The following is a 21,181-nucleotide window of genomic DNA, read 5'->3' as shown; positions in this document are numbered from 1 at the left end:
CGGGACTGCTGGCCGGACTGGCCGCCATCGCCGCGCTCGTAGCCTTCGAGTTGATCATCCAGGCGATCGACGTGCAAGCCGAGCGCGACGGCGCCCCGGACTCACCGTCGGGACGTGCGGACGCGTGAGAGACGAGCGCCGCGGTCAGCGAGCGAACCCGCTGAACGCCTCCGCCATGCGCTCTGCCGATTCCGGGCCGCCGTGCCCCTCGCCTTCGACCACGATCAGTCGGCTGGCCGGCCACTGCCTGTGCAGCAGCCAGGGCGTGATGACCGGGCCGCTGACGTCGTGGCGGCCGTGGATGAATACGGCAGGGATGTGCGCGAGCTCGACCACACGGTTCAGGATGGCGCGGTCGCCTGGCAGGAATGCGTCGTTCGCCCAGTAGTGGGTGACGAGAGTCGCGAAGACCAGCCGCTGCATCGGATCGGTGTGGAGCGGACCCGGCACGAAGTTGGGGTCGAGTGAGACGTGGGTCGACTCCCAGTCGTCCCACGCGTCGGCCGCAGCGATCCGCTCCTCGACCGTGCCGGTCGCGAGCACGCGCGCGTACGCGTCGACCACGCGCTCACCCGGGCGGCGGTTCGACGACCGCTCCAGCGCATCCCACGCCTCCGGGAAGATGCGTCCCATCGTCTCCGTGATCCAGTCGACCTCATCCCGGCCCGTGGTGGTCACGGCGCCGAGCACGATCCCTATCACCCGCTCTGGATGCGCCAGAGCGTACGCCAGCGCGAGCGTGGAACCCCACGAACCACCCGTCACGAGCCAGCGGTCGATGCCCAGCTCGGTGCGGACCAGTTCGAGGTCGGCGATGAGTCCGTCTGTGGTGTTCGATGGAAGGCGGTCGAGCGCATCCACGATAGACGGAGTGCTCCGACCGCATCCGCGCTGGTCGATGCCGATGAGGCGGAACTTCGTGGGGTCGTATCGTTTGCGGTAGTTGCCCTGCCCGAGCCCTGAACCAGGACCACCGTGCAGCCAGACGACGGGCACACCGTCCGGGTTGCCACTGGTCTCCCAGTAGATGCTGTCTCCGTCCGGGTTCTCCACCCAGCCGTGTGCGTCAGGATCGATCACAGGGAACATGTCCGCACGCTACCGCATCGTCTACCGGTCCGCCCCGGCCCTCGTATCATGGCGCTGTGAGCGCAGCGCAGGAATCAGGGCCGTTCTACCACGGCACCACGGCCGATCTCCTGGCCGGGGATCTCCTCTCGCCAGGGTTCCCGTCCAACTACCGGCCCGATGTCATCATGAACCACATCTACTTCACCGCGCTGCGAGACGGCGCCGGCCTCGCGGCAGAACTCGCCGCAGAGCTCGCGCCAGACCATCGCGAGCCACGGGTCTACCTCGTCGAGCCGACGGGCGGCTTCGAGGACGACCCGAACGTCACAGACAAGAAGTTCCCTGGCAACCCGACGCGCTCGTATCGCAGCGCCGAACCCATCCGGGTCATCGCCGAGGTCACCGACTGGACCAGGCTCACCTCCGAAGCGCTGCAACAGTGGCGCGACCGGCTCACCGGACTCCCACCGGAATCGCGCGGCGAGATCGTCAACTGACCAACGAACCGTAGGTCGACACCGGTCTGCTCCTTACGGCCGCAGGAGCACCTTGATAGCGCGGCGCTCATCCATCGCCGCGTACGCCTCTGCCGCCTCGGACAGCGGGAGCTCCAGGTCGAAGACGCGGCCGGGGTCGATGGCGCCGGACCAGACGTCCTGGAGCAGCTCCTCCACGTAGTTGCGCACGGGAGCGACGCCCCCGTTGACGCCGACGTTGTTGTTGAACAGCGGACGGACGGGCAGCTCGGGGCCGCCGTTGGGCACGCCGACGTAGCCGACCATTCCGCCAGGGCGGGCAGAGCGGATCGCCTGGTCCATCGACTCCTTGGTGCCGACCGCCTCGAGCACGCAGTCTGCGCCGATCCCGTCGAGCAGTTCCTTCACGGCCGTGACTCCGGCGTCGCCGCGCTCGGCGATGATGTCGGTCGCGCCGAACGCACGCGCCAGCTCCTGGCGGGACTCGTGCCTCGACATGGCGACGATGCGCGATGCCCCGAGGCGAGCGGACGCGAGCACAGCGCACAGCCCGACCGCGCCGTCTCCGACGACGACGACCGTGCTGCCCTTCGTCACGCCGGCCGAGACGGCGGCGTGGTGACCGGTGCCCATCACATCCGACAGCGTCAGCAGGCTCGGGATCAGCTCGTCGCGCGGGTACTCCGGCGTCGCGACGAGCGAACCGTCGGCGTGCGGCACGCGCACCTTCTGGCCCTGGCCGCCGTCCGCGAACCCGCCGAGCTTGTCGTCGGAGCCCCACCATCCACCGTGCAGGCAGGAGGTGCTGACACCGTTCTTGCAGTTGACGCAGGTCATGTCGCAGTCGTAGAACGGCGCGATGACGAAGTCGCCAGGCGCGATCGTCGTGACCTCCGGCCCGACCTCCTCGACGACACCGACGAACTCGTGCCCGATGCGGTGCGCCTCGTGCGTCGGCGTGACGCCGCGGTACGGCCACAGGTCGGACCCGCAGACGCAGGCAGCGACGACGCGCACGATGGCGTCGCCGCCGGTCGACAGCACGGGGTCGGGGACCTCTTCGACGCGGATGTCCTTTTCACCGTGGATGACTGTTGCAAGCATGGGAGAAAGCCTACGCCGCGCCCAGGGGCGCCGAGCACACCCGTCCCCCGTTCGGGGCACGGACGGTGACGGCCTGGTGAACAACGCGTGAAGCGCCGACCAGGGGATGCGCGACCCTCCTAACATCGCTCCTGCCGGTTCGGTCCGGCTCAGCCGTCCCCGCCCGCCCATCCGCCAGGAGGCCGTGAGTCCATGTCGAAGCGCTCCAGACTCGCAGTGTTCTTCGCTGCGCTCGGAGCGCTGGTGGTCATCGCGGTGGTGGTCACGGTCGCGGTGAGGTCGCAGAGCGCGCAGGCCGGCGAGCATCCTGCGTCGTACGCGGTGGCGGCCGACTCCGACGCCTGCGGCGCAGGCTGGGGTGGTCAGGATGCGCCGACGAACGCGTCCGTCCCTGGCGGCGAGCAGACCTTCACGGTGACGAACCACACGGTCGCCGGGATCGAGGTGTACCTGCAGGCCGTCGATTCGAAGAAGGTCTTCCTCGACCTGGAGGGCCTCGGCGCAGGCGCGCACGCCACAGCGCGGGTGACGATCGGCGCAGGACGCTACCGGTTCGTCTGTCTTCCTGCCGACGCCGACCCCGTGCACGGACCAACCGTCTCGGTCGGGCCGGCTCCGCCGTCCGCTCAGCTCACGCCGGGGGTCGTGCCTGTGACCAGGAACGACCTCATCCCGGTGGCCAAGACGTACACGACCTGGGTGGCGTCGCGCATCCCCGTGCTGCAACGACAGGTGGCCGAGCTCGGCGCCGACACCGCGGAGGGCGACTTAGCGGCGGCACGCCGCGACTGGCTCAGCGCCCACCTCACTTATGAGACCCTCGGTGCAGCGTACGACGCGTTCGGGAACACCGGCGATGCCATCGACGGCCTGCCCGCGCCGGGCACCACCGCGCTCACCGACCCCGGCCTCACCGGGTTCCACCGCATCGAGGCCCTGCTGTGGTCCGGTGCTCCTGCCACGCAGGCCACGGATGCGGTCTCCGCACTGTCCGCGTCGGTCGCCACGCTCGCCTCCACGATCGCCGACGCCGAGATCGACCCTGGCGCCATCGGCCTGCGGGCGCACGAGATCGTCGAGAACGCCCTGCAGTTCGAGCTGACGGGCGACGCCGACGCCGCATCTGGGACAGAGCTGGCCACGGTCGACGCCAACCTCAGCGGCGCGTCTGCCGCCCTGGCGCCGCTCACGAGCATCCTGAGCAGCCGCTACGACGGGCTGACCGCGACCACGGCGTCGATCGCTGCGACGCAGAAGCTGATCGAGTCGTTTCGGGCCGCCGACGGCAGCTGGCGTCCGCTCTCGTCGCTCAGCCGCGCGGAACGAGAGCGGGTCGACGGCGCGGTGGACGGGACGCTGGAGCTGCTCGCTCCCGTTGCGGCGATCTGCGACATCCGGAGGGAAGCATGAGCGGGATCGGACGGCGGGACTTCCTGCAGGCAGCAGCGGGCGCGGCGGTGGGCGCCGGTGCGGTCGCGGGGGTCGGTGCAGTCGCGGGGGTCGGTGCAGTCGCGGGCGCGCAAGCTGATGCGGCGGGGACGGCCCGCACCGGCTACCCGTTCCACGGCACGCACCAGCAGGGCATCCTCACTCCTCCCCAGCGGGCCGCGGCGTTCGTGGCACTCGACGCGACGACCGCGAACAGGGCCGAACTCGCGGACCTGCTCAAGACGGTCACCGAGCGCGCCGCTTTTCTCACCACGGGAGGCACCCCGCCCGACCCGGGGCTCACCGCGCCGCCGCGCGACTCCGGCATCCTCGGCCCGACCGTCGTTCCCGACAGTCTCACCGTGACCCTCTCGGTCGGCGCCTCGCTGTTCGACGAGCGGTTCGGGCTGGCGAGCGCCAAGCCGGCGCGCCTGCGCACAATGGAGGACTTCGCCAACGACGCGCTCCGCCGCGAGGTCTGCGACGGCGACCTGCTGCTCCAGGTCTGCGCTGACGACCGGGACGCCGTCACCCACGCTGTGCGCGAGATCACGCGCGCCACCAGGGGGGGATGCAGGTGCGCTGGCGGCAGGACGGCTTCATCTCCCCGCCGCGTCCGTCCGGGACGCCGCGCAACCTCATGGGGTTCAAGGACGGCACGAGCAACCCGGCCACCACGGACGCGAAGAGCATGGCCGACCTCGTCTGGGCGCGCGCAGGCGGAGCAGAGCCCGGCTGGGTCGCCGGCGGGAGCTATCACGTGGTGCGGCTCATCCGGATGCTCGTCGAGTTCTGGGACAGAGTCAACCTGCACGAGCAGGAGAACATGATCGGCCGGCGCCGCGACACCGGGGCGCCGCTCACCGGCTCGTACGAACACGACGACCCGCACTACGAGCTCGACCCGACGGGCGACGTCATCCAGCTGGATGCGCACATCCGCCTCGCCAATCCGCACACGACGGCCACCGCGAACCAGCGCATGCTCCGGCGGGCATACAACTACGACGCCGGGCTCGACGCCAACGGCGACCTCGACATGGGACTCATCTTCACGGCGTTCAACCAGGACCTCGAACGCCAGTTCGTGACAGTGCAGAAGCGGCTCGCCGACGAGCCGCTGACGGACTACATCTCGCCGTTCGGCGGCGGCTACTACTTCGCGTTACCCGGCGCGCGGAACTCCGGCGACTGGCTGGGCAGCGGAATGCTCGCCTGACACCGGTGACAGAGCTCGGCGCATCCCGTGCCGACGACCAACACACAAAGGAAGAAGGAATCGTGTTCAGACCATCACGTCTGCACCGCTCCAGGACGGTGGGCCGCGCCGGTCTCGCCGTCGTCGGCGCCGTCGCTCTCGTCGGCGCCGGGCTCCTGACGGTCGCGCCAGCGACCGCGGACACCTCGCACTCGTCGTTCACGCTCACGCCGATCAAGCACCTTGTCGTCATCTTCGACGAGAACGTGTCGTTCGACCACTACTTCGGCACGTACCCCTCCGCGGCCAACACGGACGGAACATCCTTCACCGCCGCCAAGGGAACACCGAAGGTGAACAACCTCGTCACCTCCGGCACGCTCGCCAGCAACCCCAACCTGTACCCGCCGAAGCGACTCGCATCCACCCAGGCCGTGACCTGCGACCAGAACCATAGCTACGCGGCCGAGCAGCAGGCGGTCGACGCGGGCAAGATGGACCTCTTCGTTCAGAAGACGTCGACGGACACCTGCACCGGCCAGTTCGGAGCACCAGGTCTCGCCATGGACTACTACGACGGCAACACCGTCACCGGTCTGTGGAACTACGCCCAGAACTACGCCATGAGCGACAACAGCTGGGACACCACGTTCGGCCCGTCGACCCCCGGCGCGCTCAACCTCATCTCCGGCCAGACCCACGGAGGCACCGCGTACGACCCGAAGACAGGGGCGACGCTGACCGCATCCACCGCAGTTCAGTCGCCCAGCGCATCCGGAGTCGGCACGGTGATCGGCGACCCCGACCCCGCATACGACGACTGCTCGGACAACGACCACACGTCGACGTCGGCCGTGGTCGGGATGGCGGGCAAGAACATCGGCGACCTGCTCAACAACCGCGGGGTGACCTGGGGCTGGTTCCAGGGCGGCTTCACGCCGACCACGTCCTGGGACGGCACGGCAGGCCACTACGCGAAGTGCGACGCCGTGACGGCGAATATCGCGGGGGCGACGCCGAAGGACTACTCGCCGCACCACTCGCCGTTCCAGTACTACAAGTCCACGTCCAACCCGCACCACCTTCCGCCGACCTCGACGAAGGCGATCGGGCACACCGACCAGGCCAACCACCAGTACGACCTCACGTCGTTCGACGCGGCGCTGAAGTCGAACAACCTGCCGTCGGTGTCGTTCCTGAAGGCGCCGGAGGCGCAGGACGGGCACGCGTCGTACTCCGATCCGATCGACGAGCAGAGGTTCCTCGTCAACGAGATCAACGCCATCCAGAAGTCGAGCTCCTGGTCGAGCACGGCGGTCGTGCTCGCCTATGACGACTCCGACGGCTGGTACGACCACGTCGCCCCGAAGGTCACCAACGGCTCTGCGGATGCGGCTGTCGACTCCGCCGTGTGCACCTCGGTCTCGCACACGGCCGGTGGATACGCCGACCGCTGCGGGCCGAGCCAGCGCCTTCCGCTCGTCGTGATCTCGCCGTACGCGGCGCAGAACAAGGTCGACCACACGCCGACGGATCAGACCTCCGTGCTGCGCTTCATCGAGAACAACTGGCTCACCGGCCGGATCGGCGACGCGTCATTCGACGCACGCGCCGGATCGCTCGGCGGCCTGTTCGACTGGTTCCGGCCGCAGCAGCGCGAGGTGCTGCTCTCGCCGACGACCGGAGCCGTGACCGCCGTCGTGCCGACGCGCGGGCACTGGCCCACGCCGCCGCGGAACGGGTGGTCGACGCAGCCATAGGCAGCGGCTGAGCGCAGCAATCGAGCCCAGGCTCCCTCACCCGTCACGCCGGAGCGTGCGGTGAGAGCCTGGGCTCGATGGTCGCGGGTTGCCGCTACTCCCGCACAGGTGCGACCGTGAGGTGATCGCCCGTTTCGGCGAGGTCGACGCGAACGAGGTCGCCGTCGCGGATCTCGCCGGACAGCAGCTCGGTGGCCAGGCGGTCGTCGATCTCGCGCTGCATCAGGCGACGCAGCGGCCTTGCGCCGTAGATCGGGTCGTAGCCGCGCTCGGCGAGCCAGCGGCGAGCATCCGGGGTCACCGCCAGTTCCAGGCGGCGCTCCTGCAGCCTGCGCATCAGCCGGTCGATGTTGAGCTCCACGATCTCACCGAGCTCCTCCTTGTCGAGCGCCGAGAACACCACGATGTCGTCGAGGCGGTTCACGAACTCCGGCTTGAAGGCCTGGCGGACCATCTGCAGCACCGCCTCCTCCTTCTCGGTGTCGTTCAGGGTCGGGTCGACCAGGAACTGGCTGCCGAGGTTGGAGGTGAGGATCAGGATGGCGTTGCGGAAGTCGACCGTGCGGCCCTGGCCGTCGGTGAGGCGACCGTCGTCGAGCACCTGCAGCAGCACATCGAAGACCTCGGGATGCGCCTTCTCCACCTCGTCCAGCAGGATCACCGAGTACGGGCGACGGCGCACGGCCTCGGTCAGCTGACCTCCCTGCTCGTAACCGACATAGCCGGGAGGAGCGCCGACGAGCCTGGACACGGAGAACTTCTCCCCGTACTCGCTCATGTCGATGCGCACCATCGACTTCTCGTCGTCGAACAGGAACGCCGCGAGTGCCTTCGCCAGCTCCGTCTTGCCGACGCCGGTCGGCCCGAGGAACAGGAACGAGCCCGTGGGCCGGTCGGGGTCGGAGATGCCGGCCCTTGTGCGACGAACAGCATCCGCCACAGCAGCGACGGCCTTCTTCTGGCCGATGATGCGGCGGCCGAGCTCCCCTTCGAGGTGCAGCAGCTTCTCCGTCTCGCCCTGGGTGAGCCTGTCGACGGGGATGCCCGTCCACGCGGCCACCACGGCGGCGATGTCATCGGCCGTGACCTGCTCGTTGACCATGCGCGGCTGGTCGGGGTGCTGCTCGGCGCTCTCCGCCTCCGCGAGCTCCCGCTCGATGCCGGGGATGGTCTCGTACTCGATGCGCGACGCCTCCTGGTATCGGCCGTCCCGCAGCGCGAGGTCGCGCTTGGTCTTGGCCTCCTCCAGCTGCGAGCGCAGTTCGCCGACGCGGTTCAGCGACGCCTTCTCCGCGCGCCACCGCTCCTGCAGCTCCGCCAGCTCGGACTCCTGCTGACGCAGCCGCTCGCGCAACTGCTCCAGCCGCTCCTTGCTCGCCTCGTCCTTCTCTTTCTTCAGCGCGAACTCTTCGAGCTTCATCCGCTCGACCACGCGCTGGAGGGTGTCGATCTCGACGGGAGCGGAGTCGATCTCCATCTTGAGCCTGCTCGCGGCCTCGTCGATGAGGTCGATCGCCTTGTCCGGCAGCTGCCTGGCGGTGATGTACCTGTTCGACAGGGAGGCGGCAGCGACCAGGGCGGAGTCCTCGATCGTGACCCCGTGGTGCGCCTCGTAGCGCCCCTTGAGCCCGCGAAGGATCGCGATGGTGTCCTCGACGCTCGGCTCGCCGACGTAGACCTGCTGGAAGCGGCGCTCCAGGGCCGCGTCCTTCTCGATGAACTCGCGGTACTCGTTGAGGGTCGTCGCGCCGATCAGGCGCAGCTCACCGCGGGCGAGCATCGGCTTGAGCATGTTGGAGGCGGCGACAGAGCCCTCTCCGCCGCCTGCGCCCATCAGGATGTGCAGCTCGTCGACGAAGGTGATGATCTCGCCCTCCGCGTCGTTGATCTCCTTGAGCACGGCCTTCAGCCGTTCCTCGAACTGTCCGCGATACATGGCCCCTGCCACGAGCGCGGAGAGGTCGAGCGAGACGAGCTGCTTCCCCTTGAGCGAGTCGGCGACGTCGCCGGCGACGATGCGCTGGGCCAGCCCTTCGACCACGGCCGTCTTGCCGACGCCGGGCTCGCCGATGAGCACCGGGTTGTTCTTGGTGCGTCGCGTGAGCACCTGGCTGACGCGACGGATTTCCGCATCCCGGCCGATGACCGGGTCGAGCTTCCCGCTCTTGGCGATCTCCGTGAGGTTGACGCCGTACTGTTCGAGCGCGCTCTTCTGCTCCTCCTGAGTGGAGGGCGCGCCTTGCATGTTCGCCATTCGTGTCCTTTCCTCGGTCGGGCAAACTTGAGTCTACTAGGCTCAACTTTGTTTCGCACCCCTGTATTCCAGGAAAAAGCACGATTTTCGAGGAGGCCGCGCGAGCGAGCACGGCCAGCGGATGCGCGGCCTACCGCCCGTTCATCCGCAGCACCGCCACCGCGTTCGCCGTGACATAGCCGCGCCAGTCGAGCGCCGCGGCCGGCGAGTAGCTGGCGTAGTCGACGTCCCACCCGCCGTCCGCCAGCTGACCGCCCTCCAGCCGGTCGAGGTCGCGGGCGACCGCGGCGGGGTCGAGCAGCTCGCGGACCGGACGGCCGGGCTCCGGCGCGTAGTCGAGCAGGTGCAGCGTCTCGCCCTCCGACCCGCCGTCGACGGGCACGGCGCCATCGCCAGGAACGTACCTGCCCAGGTGGGCGAGCAGGTCGCGCGCCTCCGGCTGGGAGTCCGCTGCCGCATCCAGGAGCTGCAGCGAGAACGAGAGCACGTACGCGAACGGCGCCGTGTCGATGCGACCGATCGCATCGAAGCAGTAACGCGTCGCGGCCTGAAGCCAGGGGTGGTCGAGCACGGTGGCGTCCTGTCTGGCCACCCGATGCGCTCGCGCTGCGATCGCTGCGGTGATCTGCAGCGAGGACTCCGTGGGGTCCGCCTGCGCCCAGAACGGCGCGCAGGCGGTGATGTCGGCGATCGGCAGGGCGAACGGGAGGCCGCCGTCCGGGAGCGTCGCCGCATCCAGCCAGTCGAGCAGGCCGCCGAGGTGGGGAGTCGCGACGGGCGCGGCGTCCGCGATCACCTCGAGTGCGTGCTGCGCGCCTCCCGGCTGACTCTCGGTCGCCCGCAGATCGGGCTCGAGCCCCCATCCGTATCCCCCGTCGGCGTTGCGGTATCCATCGAGGGCGGCGACGAGCGCGCGCTTGGCGGCGTCTCCACCTCCTGTCGCCGCCTCGAAACGGCGGCGGTCGAGGACGCGGGCGTGCGCGGCCATGAACGATGCGGCGCTGGTCAGGTCGATGCTCATGCCTCGACACTGCCACGCCATCGAGTTCCGCGTCGCACCGCCGCGAAAATCTCTTTGCTATTCAGTCTTGCTAACTACCGGTACTCGGCGTTACTATCTACCAGTACCAAGCACCACTGAGTAGCAAGGAGGAGTGCCATGGGCAAACAAGCGACAGAGATGCTCAAGGGAACACTCGAGGGCATCGTCCTGGCCATCCTGGCCGGGCGGTCGGCATACGGCTACGAGATCACCGCGTGGCTGAGGGACCAGGGCTTCTCCGACATCGCCGAGGGCACCATCTACGCCCTGCTCGTCCGCATCGAGCAGCGCGGCCTCGTGGATGTGGAGAAGGTGCCGTCCGAGAAGGGCCCGCCCCGCAAGGTGTACTCCCTCAACAGCCAGGGCAGGGAGTACCTCGAGGAGTTCTGGACCACCTGGAGCTTCCTGGCCGAACGACTGGAGCGGCTGAGGAGCACGGGCCGGACCGACGAGCAGACGCACGAACAGACACACGAACAGACCGAGACAGAAGGACAGTAGCAATGGTTGCGAAGTGGATCGAAGCCCTCACAGGCTCGCTCGAACAGAAGAAGCAGTACAAGCAGGCCGTCGCCCGCGTCGACGCCCTCCCCGAGCCGTACCGCAGCTCGGCGAAGGCGGTCAACCGGTACTTCATGTACTACGGCGGCATCACAGACGGAGACACGCTGGTCACGATGATCAGCGACCACACCGACCTCTGGGAACGCGCGGCCATCGACGGAACGCCTGTCCGCGACATCGTCGGCGACGACCCGGTGGAGTTCGCCGAGACGTTCGCGGCGTCGTACTCCGGCACCCAGTGGATCGACAAGGAGCGCGCCCGCCTCACCAAAGCGATCGACGCGGCGATCAGCGGCACGGCAGTTCCAGACGACAAGGAGACAGACGAATGAGCACGACGACCATCCCCGCCCCGGCCATCCGGGTGCAGGGCATCGAGAAGTCCTTCAAAGATCTGAGCGTGCTGCGCGGCGTCGACTTCGACGTGGCAGCGGGGAGCATCTTCGCCCTGCTCGGCTCGAACGGCGCAGGCAAGACGACCCTGGTGCGCATCCTGTCGACCCTGTTGAAGGCCGATGGCGGCAGCGCGACGGTCTCCGGCTTCGACGTGGCCACCAAGCCGGGAGACGTGCGCGAGTCCATCAGCCTCACCGGACAGTTCGCTGCAGTCGATGAGGTCCTCACCGGACGGGAGAACCTCATCCTGGTCGCCCGGTTGCGCCACCTGAAGAACCCGGGGGGCATCGCAGACGACCTGCTCGCCCGCTTCTCGCTCACCGACGCCGGCAACCGCAAGGCGGCGACATACTCCGGAGGGATGCGCCGTCGCCTGGACATCGCGATGAGCCTGATCGGCAACCCGCCCGTCATCTTCCTCGACGAGCCGACGACCGGGCTCGACCCGCAGGCGCGCATCGAGGTGTGGCAGACGGTCAAGCAGCTCGCAGGACAGGGCACCACGGTGCTGCTCACCACGCAGTACCTCGACGAAGCGGAACAGCTCGCCGACCGCATCGCGATCCTGCACAAGGGCACGATCATCCAGAACGGAACGCTTGCCGAGCTCAAGCAGCTCCTCCCGGCCGCGAAGGTCGAGTACGTGGAGAAGCAGCCGTCGCTCGAGGACGTGTTCCTCGCGCTCGTCGGCGAGACGGGCGAGACGGGCGAGACCGAGACAGAAACCACCACCGAAACCGCAGGAAAGGAAAACCGATGACCACCCACGTCCTCGGCGACACCGGCGTTCTGACCGGTCGTTCGCTGCGCCACATCCTCCGCAGCCCAGACACGATCATCACCACCGTGATCACGCCGATCGCGCTGATGCTGCTCTTCGTCTACGTGCTCGGCGGCGCCATCCACACCGGCTCCGACGAGTCGTACGTCAACTACATGCTCCCCGGGATCCTGCTGATCACGATCGCCTCCGGGGTCGCGTACACCGCGTACCGGCTGTTCCTCGACCTGCAGGGCGGCATCTTCGAGCGGTTCCAGTCCATGCCGATCTCACGGTCGAGCGTGCTCTGGGGGCACGTGCTCACCTCGCTCGCCGCCAACCTGGTCTCCGTCGCCGTCGTCATCGGCGTCGCCCTGATCATGGGCTTCCGCACCGGGGCGTCGGTCGGCGCGTGGCTCGCGGTCGCGGGCATCCTGATCCTGTTCACCCTCGCGCTGACCTGGATCGCCGTGATCGCCGGCCTCTCGGCGAAGACGGTGGACGGGGCGAGCGGCTTCAGCTACCCGCTGATCTTCCTGCCGTTCATCAGCTCGGCGTTCGTCCCGACGGAGACGATGCCGGCCCCCGTCGCCTGGTTCGCGGAGAACCAGCCGGTGACCTCCATCGTCAACACCATCCGGGCACTGTTCGCACAGCAGCCGGTGGGGGCGGACATCTGGGTCGCACTGGCCTGGCTCGTCGGCATCCTCGTCGTCGCCTACGGCTTCGCCATCGTGATCTACCGACGCAAGATCAGCTGATCGCGTCGATCGGCAGTCGAGTCCGGACTTGTGCACGCGACACTCCAGGGTGTCGCGTGCACAAGTCCGGACTCGATTGTCAGTCGGCGGCGGGGGCGGACGGAGACGGGGATGCGGTCGGAGACGGGTCGGGGAGCTCGTGCGGGCGGTAGCGCGGGAGGCGCACCGCCGGGATGATCGCGACCGCGCTCACACCGGCGAGCAGCAGGAGCCCGAGCCGGAGGGCGTTGAGACGGGAGTCCTCGTTGATCTGCACAGCCGCATCCACTTGGGCGGGGGTGGCGTCGGTCTTCGAGAGGACCTCCCGGAGACGGTCGTTGCTGACGAAGTTGACGCTGTCGAGGTCCACCTGCGACGTGAGCGACTTCGGCAGGTCTGGATGCGCGATCACGGCCTGCCCGACGTTCAGCCCGAGGATGGTGACGAGCAGGGCGCCCGCGAAGGCCGTGCCGACCGCCGACGCGAGGTTCTGCGTCGTACCGCGCACGGAGCCGACATCGCCGGCCAGCTCCTTCGGAGACGCGGTGACCAGCACATTGAACACCAGCGTGACCAGCGCACCCTGCCCGACGCCGAACACGATCAGACCGAGGATGGTCGGGAACGTCTCCCAGTTGTTCGTCACGACGAACGACAGCCAGACCAGGGCCGCCGTCGTCAGCACGAAGGAGAAGATGCCGATGGTCCGCGGGCTGTACCTGCGGTAGAACCGCACGACGAGTGTCGCGGTGACGAACACCGTCAGGTTGAACGGGATCATCGCCAGCGAGGTGTCGAACGGTGTCCGCCCCTGCACGATCTGCGTGTAGAGCGGGATGGTGAAGTTGATGGCGGCCTCGAGCAGCACGATGATGAACATCGCGTACACCGCGGAGCGCTCCCGAGACGAGCGCAGGACACTCAGCGCGATCAGCGGGACCTTCCCCGTCTTGGTGCGGCGGCGGGTCCACAGGAAGAACGCCTGGCCGAGCACGATGCCGACGACGATGAAGACGATGGCGGGGGACAGCCCGAGGATGTCGAACGGCGCATCCGGTCGCGCCTCGAGGATGCCCCAGGCGTTCAGGTTGTTGAAGCCCAGCGTGAGCAGCACGATGCCGAGACCGATCAGCACGGCGCCGACGATGTCGATCTTGATGCTGCTGTCTCCGCGATCCGACCGCAGCGAGAAGCTGAGGATGAACACCACGACGGCCAGCACCACCAGGATGGCGAACACCGGACGCCAGCCCACCAGCGTTCCGAGCGCGCCGCCGATGAAGAAGGCGCTGAAGCCGGAGATCGCCCTGGCCGATCCGAGCGAGCCGATGGCCGTCGCCTGCTGCGTTCCGCGGTAGTTCTCGGCGATCAGGGCGACGAGCGCCGGCACGATGATCGCGGCGGACGCACCGGCGAGCGCCTGGGCACCGATCACCCAGCCGACGGTCGGCGCGAAGATCATCAGCACCTCCGCGAGGGCGAACAGGCCGATCACGATGCGGAAGATCAGCACCCAGCCGACCCGCTGCCCGAGCTTGGCACCGACCATCACCAGCGCGGCGACCGCGATGCCGTACATGACGATCGCGGTGCTGACCGTAGTCGGAGGCACGCCGAAGTCGTCCACCATGCCGCCGAGCGACACGGGCAGCGCAGCGACGTTGAACGACATCAGGATCTGCGCGCAGAACAGCGCGATCATCGGCCGCCAGGACGCCTTCTCGATCGCCGGAGCGTTCGTCTCTGCTGTGGTCATCTGTCCTGTCCTTCTGCTGGGTGGTGCACGTCCGACGAGAAGAGGTTCAGCCCGAGGCTGCGCGAGAGGAACGCCGTCGCGCGCTGACCCCTGACGCTGTTGCCCGCCGCATCCAACGGGGGAGAGAATGTGCCGATGCCCGCCTTGCCGGGCGCGATGGCGACCAGGCCGCCCGCGACGCCGGACTTGCCGGGCATCCCGATCTCGAACAACCACTCCCCCGACCGCTCGTACAATCCGCTCGCGGCCATCACCGAGAGCGTGTCGCGGCAGACGTGAGCCGAGACCACGCGCTCGCCCGTGACGGGATTGACGCCGCCGTCCGCGAGGGTGGCGCCCATCACTGCGAGGTCGCGAGCCGTCACGAGCAGCGAGCACTGGCGCGTATAGACGTCGACCACCTCGGCCGGGTCGGCGGTGATCCTGCCGTAGCTCTGGAGCAGGCGCGCGATGGCCTGGTTGCGCTGGTTGGTCTCCGTCTCCGATTCGTAGACCGCTGCGTCCAGCTCCAGCCTGCGCCCGGCGAAGCGCGACAGGCCGTCCTGGATGAACGCCCAGCGCGCTTCCGACGTCTGCCCTGGGACGAGGGCGGTCGTGGCGAGCGCACCGGCGTTGACCATCGGGTTCATCGGATGCCCGTCGTTGAGCTCGATGGCCATCACCGAGTTGAAGGCGAGTCCGGTGTTGTTCACTCCGACGCGTTCGAGCGCCAGCTCGTGCCCCAGCTCGTCGCAGACCAGCGCGTACACGAACGCTTTCGAGATGGACTGGATGGAGAACGCGTGGTCGACGTCACCCGCTCCGTGCGTTGCGCCGTCGACCTCGGCGACGCAGACGCCGAAGAGCGCAGGGTCGGCGGCAGCCAGCGCCGGGATGTAGTCGGCGACCGTTCCCGAGGTGACACCGGCGTTGCGCTCGTGAGCCTTCTGCACCAGGGCTTCGACATCGTCCCACCCGGGAAGAGTGCCGGTGGAGACCCGTTCGGCGACTCCGTCCACATCCAGTTCCACGTGGGTTCCCCTCCCCGCGATGCCACGCACGGTCGGTGCAGCGGCATCGGTCTGTCGCGCTCATCCTTTCGCCATTCGGTGGTGCGCGCAACACACATGGCGACGGGTTGCGGCGGGGATGCGCTCGCGCCGGCGGTCATTGAGAGATAACCTATATGAAAGTCATGTTCACCTACGAAAGTTGAGCCCGTGTCCGAACTCGCCGCTCGCGGAGCATCCCGCACCGCCTGGATCCGCTCCCGGATGCCGCTCCTCGCCGCAGCCAAGACGGAATTCGCCGCATCGCAGCCGTTCGCGGGCCACCGCATCGGGATGTCGCTGCACCTGGAGCCCAAGACCGCCGTCCTGCTCGAGGTCCTCGCCGCGGGCGGGGCCGAGATCGTCGCGACGGGCAATCACGGCTCGACGCAGGACGACATCGTCGCATTCCTCCGCGAGCAGGGGATGACCGTGCACGGCCGCAGAGACGACACGATCGACGAGCATCACGCCAACGTCGCCGCCGTGATCGCGGCGCGGCCCACCATCCTGCTCGACAACGGCGCAGACCTCGCCGCCGGCATCGTTGAGGCCGGCCTGGCGGAGACGGTCGTCGGCGGCACGGAGGAGACCACGAGCGGCGGCGTCCGGCTGCGGCGCGAGCTGGCCGGCTCCGTGCCGTTCCCGATCATTGTGATCAACGACAGCATGCTCAAGGCGGTCGGCGAGAACCGGCACGGCGTCGGTCAGTCGGTCGTGGAGAGCATCATGAGGATCACGAACCTGATGATCCCTGGCCGCCGCTTCGTGGTGGCGGGATACGGCTGGTGCGGGCGCGGGATCGCGCAGTACCTGCGAGCATTCGGCGGCAAGGTGGCCGTCGCGGAGATCGACGAGCTGAAGATGTTCGAGGCGGCGCTCGACGGCTACCGGGTGGCGCCGCTCGCGGACCTCGCCGACTGGGGAGAGGTGTTCGTCACGGCGACAGGCTTCCCCGACATCGTGACGCCCGACATCATCGACCGCCTCCCGGGCGGCGCCGTGCTCGCGAACGCCGGGCACTTCCCCTGGGAGATCGACACCGCAGCCCTCTACGCCTCGGCGAGCGCGGTGACGACCCTGGATGCGGCGATCGAGCAGGTGGACCTGCCGGACGGCCGGTCCATCGTCCTGCTGGCGGAGGGTCGCATGGTGAACCTCGCCGGCCGCGAGCCGAAGGGCAACTCGCTGGAGGCGATGGATCTCGGGTTCCTGCTGCAGTCGCTGTCGCTGGAGCGCGTCGCGACGGCGGCCTCGACGCTGGATGCGGGCGCGCAGCCGGTGCCTGACGACATCGAGCGCACGATCGCCCGGCGGTTCCTGACGGCGATCGGGGCGGATCGATGATGGCTCCGTCTCCTTCTCCGCAGCCCGACTATTCGGTTCCCGCCCTCGACAAGGCCCTCGACATCCTGGAGTATCTGGCGGGCGAGCCTGGGGAGCGATCGCAGACCGAGATCGCTGACGCTGTCGGGCGCAGCGTGAGCCAGATCTTCCGGGTGCTCACCACTCTCGAACGGCGCGGCTATCTCTACCGCGACCGTGCATCCGGTCTCTACGGGGTCTCGCTCGCCCTGTTCGACCTCGCGCACCGGCAGCCGCCCCTGCGCGGGCTGATCCGGCTGGCGATGGGCCCGATGCGCGACCTCGCGGACGCCGTGTCGCAGTCCTGCAACCTCGGCGTGCGCGACGGAGACGCCGTCCGGGTGATCGCCCAGGCGGAGTCGCCGGCGAACTTCGGTTATGCGGTGCGGGTCGGCGCGCTGTTCCCGCTCGACACGGCGGCGGGGCTCGTGCTCACCGGTGCGGGCGGGCGCGGCGACGGTGACGGCGAAGGTGACGTGATGACCCGGCCGGACCCCGTGCAGGACGCGGTGACCGACGTGGTCGCCGCGATCCGGGATGCGACGGGAGCGACGGTCGCGACGCTGACCGTGCCGTACATCGGCACCTCGTACAGCGCGCATCCCCTGGCCGTCGTCGTCGCTGCCGCTCGCGAGACGGCCGCCGTGATCTCGGGGCGGGTGCAGGGGCGCTGACCGCTCCGTCCGGACGGAGAACTGCAACGCCACGCCGCCGGGATCCCCGTTCGGACGGAGATCGGAGCCGGGCGGAGGCGTTTCTCCGTCGGAACGGATCGGGCGGTCGACCGGAACGGGCGCCCGGGTGCACGATAGAGACGTGGTCGACCCGATGGATGTGCATATCGTGCTGATGGACAGCGCGTCGGCGGCTGCGCTCGCGCAGATCCTGCCCCTGCTGCTGCTGACGCTCATGGTGGAGCTGCGGAGGCTGGAGCTGCACAGACGCGGGAAGTCGATCCGGCTGACGCGCGTGCTGCTCGGCCTGTTCTTCCTCGTCTTCGGCTTCATCGAGTGCGCACTGGTGCTGTCGATCGACGGCGCGCTCGTGCCGTTCCAGTGGGGCGATCTTCTGGCGTCGCTGGCGATCTTCGGGCTGCTGGCGATCCTGTTCTGGCTGTCACTGCAGGAGTCGCCTTCACGATCGAAGCGCTCCCGCGACGACACTCTCTGATCCGTGCGTGCGCGACCGAGCGCGAGAACGCATCCCACACTGGTAGTCACGCTACCGGTAGTGCTACTATCACCACATGCTCATCACCGAACTCGCCGAGACCACCGGCACCCCCTCCGCCACGATCAAGTACTACGTGCGCGAAGGACTCCTGCCGGCCGGGGAGCGCCTCAACGGAAATCGTACGGAGTACGGCGATGCGCACATCCACAGGCTGCGCCTCATCCGCTCCATGCTCGAGGTCGGTCACCTGTCGGTCAGCTCGGTCGCGCAGGTGCTCGCCGCCCTCGACGACCCGGATGCGCCCATCGCGCACACCTTCGACGTCGCGCAGCAGGCGCTCTCCCGCGCTGCCGTGCCCGACGTCTCGGAGCCGACCTCCGCATCCATCGCCCGCATCGACGCCCTGATCGGGCGCGCGGAGTGGACCGGATGCGAGGACAACATCGGCACGGAGATCGCCGCCCGCGTGCTCGACGCGTTCGTGCACGCCGGCTACCCCCTCCCCGACAGCTATCTCGACGCGTACGCGTCGGCCGCCCGCCTGGCAGCCGACGCCGACCTCGCCGCGGTCGCCGCCCTGCCGGACCCGTCGCGGATGGCCGAGCTCATGGTCATCGGCACGGTGCTCGGCGATTCCCTCGCCCTCGGCCTGCGGCGCATCGCCCAGGCCGCAGCAACCTCGGAGAGAAGGCTCTCATGAAGTCCGTCTTCGCCTGGCACCATCCGCTCATGACGGTCGCCGCCCTCATGGTCGTCAGCACCATCGTGTGCGTCGTCGGCCTGCTCGTCGACCAGAGGCAGGTCCTCGGCGTCGACACCTGGCTCAAGCCGCTCAAGTTCTCGCTGTCGATCCTGCTCTACAGCGTGACCTGGGCGTGGCTGATCGCCCATCTCCCCCGCTTCCGCCGCCTCGCGCACAGTGCGGGCACGGTCATCGCCGTCTCCCTGATCGTGGAACAGGTGGCGATCGTCGGCGCCGCCGCGGTCGGCACGACCAGCCACTTCAACGTGTCCAACGGCGTCTCCGCCGCGGTGTGGGGCATCATGGCGGTGTCGATCACCGTGCTCTACGTCGGCACCTTCCTCACGACGATCGCGGTGTTCTTCCTGCGCCTGCCCACCGCATCCACCACGCTTGCCGTGCGGGCCGGCGCGGCGATCGCCATCGTCGGCATGGGCCTCGCCTACCTGATGACGGGCCCGACGGCCGCCCAGCTGCACGACTTCCAGGGCATCGCCGGCGCCCACACTGTCGGCCTGGCGGACGGTGGGCCCGGCCTCCCCCTGCTCGGCTGGAGCACGGTCGGCGGCGACCTCCGCATCCCGCACTTCGTCGGGATGCACGCGCTGCAGCTCCTGCCGCTGTTCGCCATCGCGCTCGGCTGGCTCGGACGCCGCTGGCGCGCCGTCGCCGACGACAGGGTGCGGCTGCGCCTCGTGGTGGTGGCGACGGTGGTCTACGCAGCGGTCGTGACGCTCGTGACGTTCCAGGCGCTGGCCGGGCAGTCGATCGTGCACCCGGACGGGGTCTTCCTCGCCGCAGGCTGGGCGATCCTGGTGGGCGGAGTGCTCGCCGCCGCCGTGGTGCTGGCGCTCGGGATGCGGGCGGCCGCCAGGCCGACGCTGCACGCCGGAGCGACGGCGTGACCGGCGGCGGCGTGAACGGCGGCATGAGCCGCGGCGGCTGGAACGGGAGGGCGGTGTTCTTCCTGGTGGTCGCGATCGTGGGGCTGGTCGGCACGTGGACGTTCAACATCGCCGCCATCGTCGGTCGGCGCAACTACGTGGGCGACTGGCTGCAGAGCGGCCCTGCCGTGCTGTCGCTGACGGTGGATGTGCTCATCGCCGCCGTCGCGGTGGTCGCGTTCATGCTGTTCGAGAGCCGAAGGCTCGGGATGCGGCGGGTGTGGGTGTACGTGGTGCTCATCCCGCTGGTGGCGCTGGCCTTCGCGCTGCCGCTGTTCCTGGCGATGCGGGAGCGGGCGCTGGTGGCGCGACGGGGTGGGGGCACAGGTGGCGCGGGCGGGGCGACTGCAGGGGGCACCACCGCGGGCGACGCGAATACGGGCGGCGCCGCGTGATCGCGGCGGACGAAGTTCGCCAGCGTCGCGCTCTGACGACGTCCCGGCGGACCCGCGCCACAGGCGCCACCGGATAATCGGCGCGCGTGGTTCACGCGCCCTGCGCGCTACACCTCAACGCTGTAACCCAGCGCCAGGTCGGTCGCGACCTGGCCGCGGATCCCCCAGTTCGCCTTGGGGGTCTCGGTGATCGTGATCTCTACGCTGTGCGGATCGATCCCCGCCTCCGCCCTGATGCGAGCGAAGAGCTCGGTGATGAGAACCCGCTTGGCTTCTTCGGATCGACCCTCGAACATGGAGATCTCGATGATCGTGTAATCCGGTCCCCGGTCCTCGGGATATATGAAGTCGCCGGAGTCGAGCGGGATGAATCGCTGGAATCGTTTCTCGGCCGGATAGGTCAGCGAGACCATGATCGCCGCGTGAATCGCGTCCGCGAGAGCCGTTCTGTGCCGAGCAAGGGATTCCCGCCGGCCGTACACCAGTACTTGAGCCATCTCCGCAGGCTATGCCACACCGGTGACGAACGTTGGCTCTGCGGGGCAGCCGGCCGGATGCGTCGAGATGCGTTGGGGGACCATGACGTGCCGAGCACCCTCTCCGCCGCAGCGACACCTGGGCCGCTACCATGAGTCGATTTACTCGAACACATGTTCGAAAGTTAATGGTTCAATGGAGTCATCCCTGAACCCCTTGGAGGCTGTCATGAGCATGACGCACGCGACCGACATCGTCTCTGTCTGGACCGACAACGGCCGACCCACCCGCCTGGTCTGGCGCGGCACCCGCTATGTCGTCACCGATCAGCCGACGCCGCTGCGGGAGGTCGCCTGGCATGACGCGCTCACGCATCCGGCCGGGAAGCTCGCGGGCTGGCGGTTCCAGGGCTGCTCTGTCGCGGACGGCGATGTGCGGATGTTCGAGGTCCGCCCGACAGGCGATGGCCGCTGGGAACTGGTACGCACCTTCGTCTGATCGTGGGCAC

22 protein-coding genes and 1 pseudogene are annotated in these 21,181 nt (G+C 68.7%); 16 read left to right on the top strand and 7 right to left on the bottom strand.

All coding sequences use genetic code 11. From position 1 onward, the window contains the following. Window positions 1–144: 144 nt before the first annotated feature. On the bottom strand, window positions 145–1,089 hold the full coding sequence (gene pip, locus ASE16_RS17590; protein WP_055898109.1) for a prolyl aminopeptidase: 945 nt from the start codon (window positions 1,087–1,089) through the stop codon (window positions 145–147). A 56-nt stretch (window positions 1,090–1,145) separates the two neighbouring features. Between pip and arr the strand changes: the two genes are divergently transcribed. Beyond that, window positions 1,146–1,568 (top strand): NAD(+)--rifampin ADP-ribosyltransferase, encoded by a 423-nt coding sequence (arr, locus tag ASE16_RS17585; RefSeq protein ID WP_055898106.1) that lies wholly within the window; start codon window positions 1,146–1,148, stop codon window positions 1,566–1,568. A gap of 33 nt (window positions 1,569–1,601) precedes the next feature. Here the strand turns inward: arr and ASE16_RS17580 are convergent, their stop codons facing one another. Continuing rightward, window positions 1,602–2,651, bottom strand: coding sequence for a zinc-dependent alcohol dehydrogenase family protein (locus ASE16_RS17580; RefSeq protein WP_055898103.1), 1,050 nt, complete (start codon window positions 2,649–2,651; stop codon window positions 1,602–1,604). Window positions 2,652–2,843: 192 nt separating this feature from the next. On the opposite strand from ASE16_RS17580, the gene ASE16_RS17575 reads away from it, so the two are divergent. From ASE16_RS17575 to ASE16_RS17565, 4 genes and pseudogenes are all read left to right on the top strand, one after another. Continuing rightward, entirely contained in the window at window positions 2,844–4,061 is a 1,218-nt protein-coding gene (locus ASE16_RS17575; protein WP_055898100.1) for an EfeM/EfeO family lipoprotein, read from the top strand. After that, a pseudogene (locus ASE16_RS20185) lies at window positions 4,058–4,594 on the top strand (Dyp-type peroxidase); the annotation flags it as partial. The gene ASE16_RS17575 and the pseudogene ASE16_RS20185, both read left to right, overlap by 4 nt. Window positions 4,595–4,656: 62 nt before the next feature. After that, window positions 4,657–5,298: a Dyp-type peroxidase gene (locus ASE16_RS20180; RefSeq protein ID WP_235500575.1), complete on the top strand. Its 642-nt coding sequence runs from the start codon at window positions 4,657–4,659 to the stop codon at window positions 5,296–5,298. A 62-nt stretch (window positions 5,299–5,360) separates the two neighbouring features. Beyond that, window positions 5,361–7,037 carry a phospholipase C gene (locus tag ASE16_RS17565; protein ID WP_055898097.1) on the top strand — a complete coding sequence of 559 codons (1,677 nt, stop codon included), beginning with the start codon at window positions 5,361–5,363 and terminating at the stop codon, window positions 7,035–7,037. 94 nt (window positions 7,038–7,131) lie between these two features. Here the strand turns inward: ASE16_RS17565 and ASE16_RS17560 are convergent, their stop codons facing one another. Both ASE16_RS17560 and ASE16_RS17555 read right to left on the bottom strand, forming a co-directional pair. Then, entirely contained in the window at window positions 7,132–9,291 is a 2,160-nt protein-coding gene (locus ASE16_RS17560) for an ATP-dependent Clp protease ATP-binding subunit (RefSeq protein ID WP_082581555.1), read from the bottom strand. A 130-nt stretch (window positions 9,292–9,421) separates the two neighbouring features. After that, a complete protein-coding gene (locus ASE16_RS17555; protein WP_055898094.1) occupies window positions 9,422–10,312 on the bottom strand; it encodes a hypothetical protein in 891 nt (296 codons plus the stop codon). 138 nt (window positions 10,313–10,450) lie between these two features. Between ASE16_RS17555 and ASE16_RS17550 the strand changes: the two genes are divergently transcribed. From ASE16_RS17550 to ASE16_RS17535, 4 genes are read left to right on the top strand one after another with little or no spacing between them, the layout of a single operon-like run. After that, window positions 10,451–10,834 carry a PadR family transcriptional regulator gene (locus tag ASE16_RS17550; RefSeq protein ID WP_055898092.1) on the top strand — a complete coding sequence of 128 codons (384 nt, stop codon included), beginning with the start codon at window positions 10,451–10,453 and terminating at the stop codon, window positions 10,832–10,834. A 2-nt stretch (window positions 10,835–10,836) separates the two neighbouring features. Then, entirely contained in the window at window positions 10,837–11,229 is a 393-nt protein-coding gene (locus ASE16_RS17545; protein WP_055898090.1) for a DUF1048 domain-containing protein, read from the top strand. Beyond that, the gene (locus ASE16_RS17540; protein WP_200949686.1) at window positions 11,226–12,053 is read left to right on the top strand and encodes an ABC transporter ATP-binding protein; all 828 of its coding nucleotides are present in this window, start codon (window positions 11,226–11,228) and stop codon (window positions 12,051–12,053) included. Before ASE16_RS17545 ends, ASE16_RS17540 begins: the two co-directional genes overlap by 4 nt. Next, the gene (locus tag ASE16_RS17535) at window positions 12,050–12,814 is read left to right on the top strand and encodes an ABC transporter permease (protein ID WP_055898088.1); all 765 of its coding nucleotides are present in this window, start codon (window positions 12,050–12,052) and stop codon (window positions 12,812–12,814) included. The genes ASE16_RS17540 and ASE16_RS17535 overlap by 4 nt, the downstream gene beginning before the upstream one ends. Before the next feature lie 79 nt (window positions 12,815–12,893). Here the strand turns inward: ASE16_RS17535 and ASE16_RS17530 are convergent, their stop codons facing one another. Further along, entirely contained in the window at window positions 12,894–14,549 is a 1,656-nt protein-coding gene (locus ASE16_RS17530) for an MFS transporter (protein WP_055898086.1), read from the bottom strand. Beyond that, on the bottom strand, window positions 14,546–15,559 hold the full coding sequence (gene glsA, locus ASE16_RS17525; protein ID WP_055898083.1) for a glutaminase A: 1,014 nt from the start codon (window positions 15,557–15,559) through the stop codon (window positions 14,546–14,548). The genes ASE16_RS17530 and glsA overlap by 4 nt, the downstream gene beginning before the upstream one ends. Before the next feature lie 189 nt (window positions 15,560–15,748). On the opposite strand from glsA, the gene ASE16_RS17520 reads away from it, so the two are divergent. The 6 genes from ASE16_RS17520 to ASE16_RS17495 all read left to right on the top strand — a co-directional run bounded on the left by ASE16_RS17520 (window position 15,749) and on the right by ASE16_RS17495 (window position 20,196). After that, the gene (locus ASE16_RS17520; RefSeq protein WP_082581554.1) at window positions 15,749–16,924 is read left to right on the top strand and encodes an adenosylhomocysteinase; all 1,176 of its coding nucleotides are present in this window, start codon (window positions 15,749–15,751) and stop codon (window positions 16,922–16,924) included. After that, window positions 16,924–17,616 (top strand): IclR family transcriptional regulator, encoded by a 693-nt coding sequence (locus ASE16_RS17515; protein ID WP_055898080.1) that lies wholly within the window; start codon window positions 16,924–16,926, stop codon window positions 17,614–17,616. The genes ASE16_RS17520 and ASE16_RS17515 overlap by 1 nt, the downstream gene beginning before the upstream one ends. A gap of 127 nt (window positions 17,617–17,743) precedes the next feature. Continuing rightward, window positions 17,744–18,112 carry a hypothetical protein gene (locus ASE16_RS17510; RefSeq protein ID WP_235500573.1) on the top strand — a complete coding sequence of 123 codons (369 nt, stop codon included), beginning with the start codon at window positions 17,744–17,746 and terminating at the stop codon, window positions 18,110–18,112. A gap of 76 nt (window positions 18,113–18,188) precedes the next feature. Beyond that, window positions 18,189–18,815 (top strand): MerR family transcriptional regulator, encoded by a 627-nt coding sequence (locus ASE16_RS17505; protein ID WP_055898074.1) that lies wholly within the window; start codon window positions 18,189–18,191, stop codon window positions 18,813–18,815. Continuing rightward, window positions 18,812–19,762, top strand: a complete 951-nt coding sequence (locus tag ASE16_RS17500) for a hypothetical protein (protein ID WP_055898071.1) — start codon at window positions 18,812–18,814, stop codon at window positions 19,760–19,762. The genes ASE16_RS17505 and ASE16_RS17500 overlap by 4 nt, the downstream gene beginning before the upstream one ends. Beyond that, window positions 19,759–20,196, top strand: coding sequence for a DUF2834 domain-containing protein (locus ASE16_RS17495; protein WP_321164265.1), 438 nt, complete (start codon window positions 19,759–19,761; stop codon window positions 20,194–20,196). The genes ASE16_RS17500 and ASE16_RS17495 overlap by 4 nt, the downstream gene beginning before the upstream one ends. A gap of 107 nt (window positions 20,197–20,303) precedes the next feature. Here the strand turns inward: ASE16_RS17495 and ASE16_RS17490 are convergent, their stop codons facing one another. Next, window positions 20,304–20,693 (bottom strand): tautomerase family protein, encoded by a 390-nt coding sequence (locus ASE16_RS17490; protein ID WP_055898068.1) that lies wholly within the window; start codon window positions 20,691–20,693, stop codon window positions 20,304–20,306. A gap of 208 nt (window positions 20,694–20,901) precedes the next feature. On the opposite strand from ASE16_RS17490, the gene ASE16_RS17485 reads away from it, so the two are divergent. Next, the gene (locus ASE16_RS17485) at window positions 20,902–21,171 is read left to right on the top strand and encodes a hypothetical protein (protein ID WP_055898065.1); all 270 of its coding nucleotides are present in this window, start codon (window positions 20,902–20,904) and stop codon (window positions 21,169–21,171) included. Window positions 21,172–21,181: the final 10 nt, after the last annotated feature.

The organism is Leifsonia sp. Root227 (genome assembly GCF_001428745.1).
In the GTDB taxonomy this organism is placed as follows: domain Bacteria; phylum Actinomycetota; class Actinomycetes; order Actinomycetales; family Microbacteriaceae; genus Leifsonia.
Note: the sequence above shows the minus strand (reverse complement) of the source record. Positions and strands in the feature narration are given on the sequence as shown.

Excerpts from the sequence above, each read along its gene's own strand:
- pip (WP_055898109.1), bottom strand. The coding sequence starts at position 1,089 with ATGTTCCCTGTGATCGATCCTGACGCACACGGCTGGGTGGAGAACCCG.
- ASE16_RS17580 (WP_055898103.1), bottom strand. The coding sequence starts at position 2,651 with ATGCTTGCAACAGTCATCCACGGTGAAAAGGACATCCGCGTCGAAGAG.
- ASE16_RS17575 (WP_055898100.1), top strand. The coding sequence starts at position 2,844 with ATGTCGAAGCGCTCCAGACTCGCAGTGTTCTTCGCTGCGCTCGGAGCG.
- ASE16_RS17560 (WP_082581555.1), bottom strand. The coding sequence starts at position 9,291 with ATGGCGAACATGCAAGGCGCGCCCTCCACTCAGGAGGAGCAGAAGAGC.
- ASE16_RS17555 (WP_055898094.1), bottom strand. The coding sequence starts at position 10,312 with ATGAGCATCGACCTGACCAGCGCCGCATCGTTCATGGCCGCGCACGCC.
- ASE16_RS17550 (WP_055898092.1), top strand. The coding sequence starts at position 10,451 with ATGGGCAAACAAGCGACAGAGATGCTCAAGGGAACACTCGAGGGCATC.
- ASE16_RS17545 (WP_055898090.1), top strand. The coding sequence starts at position 10,837 with ATGGTTGCGAAGTGGATCGAAGCCCTCACAGGCTCGCTCGAACAGAAG.
- ASE16_RS17540 (WP_200949686.1), top strand. The coding sequence starts at position 11,226 with ATGAGCACGACGACCATCCCCGCCCCGGCCATCCGGGTGCAGGGCATC.
- ASE16_RS17535 (WP_055898088.1), top strand. The coding sequence starts at position 12,050 with ATGACCACCCACGTCCTCGGCGACACCGGCGTTCTGACCGGTCGTTCG.
- ASE16_RS17530 (WP_055898086.1), bottom strand. The coding sequence starts at position 14,549 with ATGACCACAGCAGAGACGAACGCTCCGGCGATCGAGAAGGCGTCCTGG.
- ASE16_RS17515 (WP_055898080.1), top strand. The coding sequence starts at position 16,924 with ATGGCTCCGTCTCCTTCTCCGCAGCCCGACTATTCGGTTCCCGCCCTC.
- ASE16_RS17505 (WP_055898074.1), top strand. The coding sequence starts at position 18,189 with ATGCTCATCACCGAACTCGCCGAGACCACCGGCACCCCCTCCGCCACG.
- ASE16_RS17500 (WP_055898071.1), top strand. The coding sequence starts at position 18,812 with ATGAAGTCCGTCTTCGCCTGGCACCATCCGCTCATGACGGTCGCCGCC.
- ASE16_RS17490 (WP_055898068.1), bottom strand. The coding sequence starts at position 20,693 with ATGGCTCAAGTACTGGTGTACGGCCGGCGGGAATCCCTTGCTCGGCAC.
- ASE16_RS17485 (WP_055898065.1), top strand. The coding sequence starts at position 20,902 with ATGAGCATGACGCACGCGACCGACATCGTCTCTGTCTGGACCGACAAC.